6 protein-coding genes are annotated in these 6,519 nt (G+C 50.9%); 1 reads left to right on the forward strand and 5 read right to left on the reverse strand.

What is annotated here, in order from left to right:
- Positions 1-46: 46 nt before the first annotated feature.
- From ACOZB4_RS29865 to yycF, 5 genes are read right to left on the reverse strand one after another with little or no spacing between them, the layout of a single operon-like run.
- On the reverse strand, positions 47-850 hold the full coding sequence (locus tag ACOZB4_RS29865) for an MBL fold metallo-hydrolase (RefSeq protein WP_379411856.1): 804 nt from the start codon (positions 848-850) through the stop codon (positions 47-49).
- 7 nt (positions 851-857) lie between these two features.
- On the reverse strand, positions 858-1,607 hold the full coding sequence (gene yycI / locus ACOZB4_RS29870; RefSeq protein WP_379411859.1) for a two-component system regulatory protein YycI: 750 nt from the start codon (positions 1,605-1,607) through the stop codon (positions 858-860).
- Between the two features lie 39 nt (positions 1,608-1,646).
- The gene (locus ACOZB4_RS29875) at positions 1,647-2,927 is read right to left on the reverse strand and encodes a YycH family regulatory protein (RefSeq protein WP_339269110.1); all 1,281 of its coding nucleotides are present in this window, start codon (positions 2,925-2,927) and stop codon (positions 1,647-1,649) included.
- Complete coding sequence (gene walK / locus ACOZB4_RS29880) at positions 2,924-4,753, reverse strand: cell wall metabolism sensor histidine kinase WalK (RefSeq protein ID WP_379411865.1); 1,830 nt, start codon at positions 4,751-4,753, stop codon at positions 2,924-2,926. The genes ACOZB4_RS29875 and walK overlap by 4 nt, the downstream gene beginning before the upstream one ends.
- Positions 4,753-5,484, reverse strand: coding sequence for a response regulator YycF (gene yycF, locus ACOZB4_RS29885; protein WP_076326591.1), 732 nt, complete (start codon positions 5,482-5,484; stop codon positions 4,753-4,755). Before yycF ends, walK begins: the two co-directional genes overlap by 1 nt.
- A gap of 532 nt (positions 5,485-6,016) precedes the next feature.
- On the opposite strand from yycF, the gene ACOZB4_RS29890 reads away from it, so the two are divergent.
- On the forward strand, positions 6,017-6,313 hold the full coding sequence (locus ACOZB4_RS29890) for a hypothetical protein (protein WP_076326590.1): 297 nt from the start codon (positions 6,017-6,019) through the stop codon (positions 6,311-6,313).
- The last annotated feature ends 206 nt before the right edge of the window (positions 6,314-6,519 follow it).

Genomic DNA, 6,519 nt, shown 5'->3' on the forward strand with positions numbered 1-6,519 from the left:
TGGCTTCGAAAATAAATTTCCTACGGTAAACCTGTCGTTGCCTAAACTACTCTCCCACCTTATCCCAAGGGGTCGGACGGTCATAATACGTATCGCACAATTTAAACTCGCTATCCTTAAAGAAGCAGCCGCGGTCCTCCATCGTATCGCGTACGGTCATTCTCGCCAGCTCCATCATGTTGTGATCGAGGCTGAGATGAGCAAGATATGTACGTTTGGTATCTCCCGTCAACAGCTCGCTTAAGGCATCGCCTGCCGAATTATTCGATAAATGCCCCATGTCGCCGAGAATCCGGCGTTTGGTATTCCACGGATAGCGTCCCATCCGGAGCATCTCAATATCGTGATTGGCTTCCAGGACCAGGACATCCGATCCATCCAGCGCTTTCTTCACCTTATCACTGACATAACCGAGGTCCGTAGCGACGCCCAGCTTCTCGTCGCCGTCATAGAAGCAATAACCGACCGGTGCCGCAGCGTCATGGGATATTTCAAACGGCTCCACCCGCAGCGTGCCAAAATCCTTGACCTCATGACTCTCCAGCACAATCCGGTTCTCTTCCGCAATCTTGCCCAGCGACTTGCTCATCGCTTCCCACGTCTTCTCATTCGCATAGATCGGCAGATTGTATTTGCGTGCCACTGCGCCAAGCCCACGGATATGATCCGAATGCTCATGCGTGACCAGGATCCCGTCGATTTCTTCTCCCATCATTTCGCGTTCCTTCAACAGCTCATCAATGCGCTTTGCACTTAATCCCGCATCAATCAGCAGTGTCGTATCCTCATTGCGGACAATGGTCGCATTGCCCGTTGAGCCGCTCGACAGCACGGAAAATGAAATCCCCATAGTCTTGTTACTCCTTTGTCGTATCGCTTTTTGGCGTCAGCACGTCCCCGCTGATGCCTTGTACATAGATCATCTCGCCATGATCCAATGTAAACCGCCAGGTTGGTGCTGCTAACTGATCCTCCGTATTAAACAACTGTCCATAATAGCCAAGCTGAATGTCCCTTACCGCCGAATCAGGCGGGATGAAATTACGTTCAATAAGTGTCTCCAATGCCTTCGATGCGGGCAGAACCTTCTGCTCCACCATATCGCTGCTTGGCAGAATCTCAAACACGGGTACGCGAAACGCATGGATCTTCTGGGATTCATGGATAAAATCCAATTCCACATTAAACAGCGGCCATTCCTTCTGCACCAACGGTCGGAATACGAAGACGTTCTCCTTATCCGATGGCTCATCATGGCGATAGTTCCCAAGATCCGCGATCTTGCCTTCCAGCGCATTCCGCAATTCTTTCTCATCGGCATAAATCAGCTTGGTATCCACCGGCTGCTCCAGCCCTACCGGCTCTCCCTGGGCTTCCGCGCTGTAGATATAATTAATCTTTGGCAGCTGCGGCGTTTCTGTTGGAATCGGACTCAGCAATTGAATCCCATTCTCCTCCATCACCTGCTGGGTGCTCTCGGAAAGCGAGGTGAAATCCAGATTGGAGCCGACCTGCTCGCGGTAATCCATCCAGAGCTGATAGCCCAGCACCAGATTAAGCAGCAAAAACGCGTAAATCAATACATTTTTGGCACGGCCCCAATCCATGATCATCCCTCCTTGTGATTCAATTTCCATCTTCAACATTTATTCGAGTGTGATAACTGACCCGTTCTGGAGCTCCAAGGCCCATACCGGCTTCAACAGCAGCCCTTCTCCCGTCAGCACCGGTAAATAAGCAGGATCCAGACCCATAACCATATTTTTCTCCTCGATATAAGGCTTCAGCTTCGCTTCCAAGGCCTCGCCCCCTGTCAGCTTCACCATCTGCTTCTTCAAGGCAGCAGACTCAAGATATAAGAGCGAGCGCTCATACGAGGTGACTGTTCCCTGCTGTAAATCCAATTCCATGACGCCATACTGAAAGCCTGGTGTATTCAGGATCGGGTATCCGCCATAGTACTGCTGGAATTTGACCAGCGTCCGATCCTCGGATTCACCCGCCTTAGCCAGCCTGTACGTGCCATTCCAGCCCCCGTGCTGATTCACGAAATCGATGGCGGACAGCACGTCCTTGCCGGGGCTGCTCTCACCGGATGGCGGCGCAGCCGGATCGGTATAACTGACCCATTTCTGCCCCTGATCTACCTGCAGGCTCCGCTTACTGTCCGTATAAATCTCGGACCCGTCTTTTTCCCGGATGTTGCGGGTGATACTAGGGTCAAAGAACAGACTTCGCTGCATCTGCTCTACCGTATATTCGCCAATCGGCAGTTCAATGCTGACCATATTCAGTTCCTTCTCCGGGGTATAATACCGGCCATTCACCATCTTATACGGTGTCCAGCTCAGCCCGAAGTCCACCAGTTGATCCACGTCCTGTACGGTCAAATCCGCCTGCGCAGCTTCATAAACGACATCGCCCTTCGTACTGAAAAACATCACATGAATCTTCGCTTCGCCTTCCACGCTGTACAGCCATATTTTATTGATGCTCTCCCCTTCAAACAGGGAATCCGGAACGATCTGCATCACTCTCTGGAGCAGGGTAACCGGAATGCCGGAATCAAAGCTCAGCTCAATGCCCCGATTCTCGGAGCGAACCTTGGCCCAATCGATGTTACTGACCATCCGTCGCTGGAAATTATCAAAGGTTCGGCCTTTAAGCCGGTTATATACGAGATTGTAGAACGTATCATTCGGATAGAACACCGTATGTTGGTCTTCGCCCAGATGAATAATCATCTTGTCGGGAAAGAGCAGATTCTCAGCCTTTTCCTCCGGGCCCATTTCCTCGGTTCGGATATAGGCGTTCTTAGATTGCACAACCGAATCACTGCCTGGAAAGCGGAAAATCAAAACGTAACTCTGCAGCAAACTGCCAACGACCAACACAACCAATAGAATGGTCTTTAATCGTTCCTTCACGTTAACGCCCTCCCCTCATAATCCAGGGGCAAGGTGAAGGTCACCGTGGTGCCTTTCTCCAGCTCGGAATGAAGCGTAATAAAACCTCCATGTGCCCTGACAATTTCCCGGGCAATGGATAGACCGAGCCCCGTTCCGCCTAAATTGCGAGTCCGGGCCTTATCTACCCGGTAGAAGCGCTCGAAGATCCGGTCAAGATCCTTCTTCGGAATGCCGATCCCGGTATCCTTTACCGATAAGGACAGCATGCCTTCCTCCGTAATGCTTGCATCCATGGTGATTGTGCCTCCGTCTGGCGTATATTTAAGAGCATTAGATATCAGGTTGTCGAGAACCTGATCAATGCCATCCCGGTCCAGCATAGCTGTCGATACGCCCGGTTTCACCTCAATAATGGTACGGATATGCTTTTGCTTCATTTGGAAAGAGAAACGGTCCTCTACGTCCTCCAGCATCTCCACAATGTCCGTTGGCTCCTTATGCAGCGCAGCCTCCTTGGAATCAAGCCGTGACAGATGCAGCAGGTCCGTTACCAGCCGGATCATCCGGCCGGTCTCATTCTGAATGACGCCGACAAATCGCGGCCCCATCTGTTTATCCTCCAGCGCCCCATCCTCGAGCGCCTCGGTATAACTCTTGATGGTTGTCAGCGGCGTGCGCAGCTCATGGGATACATTCGCCACGAACTCCCGCCGGGATGCTTCCAATTTTTCTTGCTCTGTAACGTCTTGCAGCACCGCAATCGTACCAGTGATGCCGATCTCCCGCCGGTGAATCGGAGTAAAGGTCACACGCATCATGAACGGTTCGCTGCCCTCGTGCGGCACAATCTCCAGCAGTTTGGAATCATGACCTTCGCTGAGCGCCAGCGCCTCCGACTCGGACTCCTCAAGACCCAGTAGGGACACGATATCGTGTCCTGCCAGCTCTTCCCCCTCCACGCCCAGCATTTCGCCGGCGCGCCGGTTCATTAGAATGACGCGTCCCGCTTCATCGGTTGCGATAACGCCGTCGCTCATATTGGTCAGAATCGAAGCAAGCTTCTCTTTCTCTTCTTCGTTCTGTGAGAGGGCTTCGCGCAGACGGCTGGTCATATAGTTGAACGCCTGGCTGAGCTGGCCGATCTCATCGCTGCCGAACACTGGCGTTTTCTCGGTAAACCGGCCATCCGCGACAGCCCGGGCATGCTTGGTCAGCTCCTTGATCGGATGGGTAATCGTATGTGACAGGATTACGCCAAGCACCGCCGTCAAACCAAGGGCCAAGAGAATGCCCGATATAAAAATATTGTTGATCCGCTGCATCGTGCTGTACAACTCGCTCATGCTGGCTACGATATAAATCGCACCGACGATTTTCTCGTTGTACATGACGGGCTTGGCCACAACTTTTTTGCGGATATTATCATCATCGATGATATACTCTTCATTATCCTGTATTCCCTGCAAGGCCCGGCTGACAACCGTCTGCGTGTTCTTGGTGTTCACATAATCAGCGTGGGAGGGCAGCGAGGTCGTCAGTACCCGCCCGGTGGGATCCAGCACTTGGATCTCGGCTCCGTTCAGATTGAACAAATTGTTCACCATGACACGCAGGCTCTCATACGGGTCCTCCTCCGTATCATTCTCGCCACCAAGAGTTTTGGCTGCCAGAACCGACATCAGCTCTGCGCGCTCCTGCAAATCCTTCGTGAAGTTGCTGGTCAGCGAATTCTTCATCGCACTAACAAAATACACCCCGATCAGCTGCATCGCGATCAGAATGAGAAGGACATAGATGATGATGACCTTCGCCTGAATGGTGCGGAAGAAGGACAACCACTTCATTACAGGCCTCCGTTTTTAGCGCTGCGCATCAGGTAGCCTAGTCCGCGCCGAGTCAGGATATATTCCGGCTTGCTCGGATTCTCTTCAATCTTCTCGCGAAGTCGGCGAATGGTAACATCCACAGTCCGCACATCGCCAAAGTATTCAAAACCCCATACCGCCTGCAGCAAATGTTCGCGAGTCATCACTTTGCCGGCATTACGGGCCAAATAATACACCAATTCATATTCGCGGTGCGTCAGATCAAGCGCTTCCCCGCTTTTGTATACCATGTACATATCGGTATCAATAAACAGCTCAAACAGCCGCAGGCCTTGTCCGCCTGCACTTGTGTCGCCTGTGTTATCCGCTGAGTTGTCCGGCTTCTGCTGACGGCGCAGATGCGCCTTCACGCGTGCCAGTATTTCTCTGGTGCTGAACGGCTTCGTCACGTAATCATCCGCGCCAAGCTCAAGTCCAAGCACCTTGTCGATCTCCCCGTCCTTTGCCGTCAGCATGATAATCGGGATCTGCAGGTTCGCGGCACGTACCTCGCGGCACACATCCATTCCGTCTTTTCCGGGCAGCATCAAATCAAGCAGCATTAAATCCGGCCGCTTCGTGAGTGCAATCTCTACCGCGCTAATGCCATCAAAAGCGCAGATGACCTCATAGCCCTCTTTTTCCAAGTTAAACTTTAAAATATCGGCGATGGGTTGTTCGTCATCCACCACCAGAATGGTTCCCTGCATTGTCCTGTTCACCTCATACCTTCACTTAAAGTGGATGTTCAAAAAGCCCCCCTTTGATCACGAAGCAGCACCAGTAGCCCACTCGACATCGAATCTTGAATTCAGCCGGGCTTTCCGGTGCTCACGTACCCAAAACGTACGCTCCGCTCCTAATCCCTAGCTTCATCCAACCTTCTCGGTGCTGAAAGTTTGACTTTTTGAACTCACCACTTAAACGGTCTTCCTCCCATTTTACCACACCTGCCGCCGCTACACACCCACAGCTCCTAACAGCTCACCTGATTCAGGGGGCGGCTACTTTAATGATAATCTTGAATGAATAACAGATCAGGCGTAAGAGAAGAGGACTCCTTTCGCTTTATGAGTGCGCGGATTAAAATGATGAAGATCGTGCTCTTGTAAAACCGTCTCAATAATTGAAATTAATAACTTTTCTGGATTATGATGGAATCATTCTTTAAGGGAGTTTCATCCGTTTTATTTAAGTTAAGAATGAGCGCTCAATCTATAAATACAGGAAGGAGTTATATAGATGGAAAGTACAAATATAGTTACTCATTTTAGACCCATATATATTCTGTTTATCCTCATTCTGATCATCTCATTGTTCATCATGATTTTTCGGAATCGCCATAAAATAATCAATGGCTTTACAATCGCAATAATTACCCTTATTAGTTTGGCAGTATCGGCTCATCTGACCTATCAAATAGGTTACCTTGCAGATGAATTAGGAACCAGCGGCGACGCTGTTTCCTTTATGATGTTTATTGCAGTAGTGATACTATCGTTGGTTAATCTCCTAGTCTACGCCTACAAAAGAGAATAATTCTTATCGAGGGACACCACTTGCGCCCCCACTGCAGACACTTTCCCGTTCTGCCCCGCCCACACCGCCTCCCTACGGCCGCCCCGATTCAGGGGGCGGCCACCCGCTTCGCAGCCTGGCCGAAATACGGGGATGGATTCGACAGATAAGGGAAAATATCTTGGAAGACGCCTTTGGGAGCCCTTTGTCCGGTCTCTTATTTAAAT

This window comes from Paenibacillus sp. NPDC058898, assembly GCF_049316025.1.
GTDB lineage: Bacteria > Bacillota > Bacilli > Paenibacillales > Paenibacillaceae > Paenibacillus_AQ.

Excerpts from the sequence above, each read along its gene's own strand:
- walK (WP_379411865.1), bottom strand. The coding sequence starts at position 4,753 with ATGAAGTGGTTGTCCTTCTTCCGCACCATTCAGGCGAAGGTCATCATC.
- yycI (WP_379411859.1), bottom strand. The coding sequence starts at position 1,607 with ATGGATTGGGGCCGTGCCAAAAATGTATTGATTTACGCGTTTTTGCTG.
- ACOZB4_RS29865 (WP_379411856.1), bottom strand. The coding sequence starts at position 850 with ATGGGGATTTCATTTTCCGTGCTGTCGAGCGGCTCAACGGGCAATGCG.
- yycF (WP_076326591.1), bottom strand. The coding sequence starts at position 5,484 with ATGCAGGGAACCATTCTGGTGGTGGATGACGAACAACCCATCGCCGAT.
- ACOZB4_RS29890 (WP_076326590.1), top strand. The coding sequence starts at position 6,017 with ATGGAAAGTACAAATATAGTTACTCATTTTAGACCCATATATATTCTG.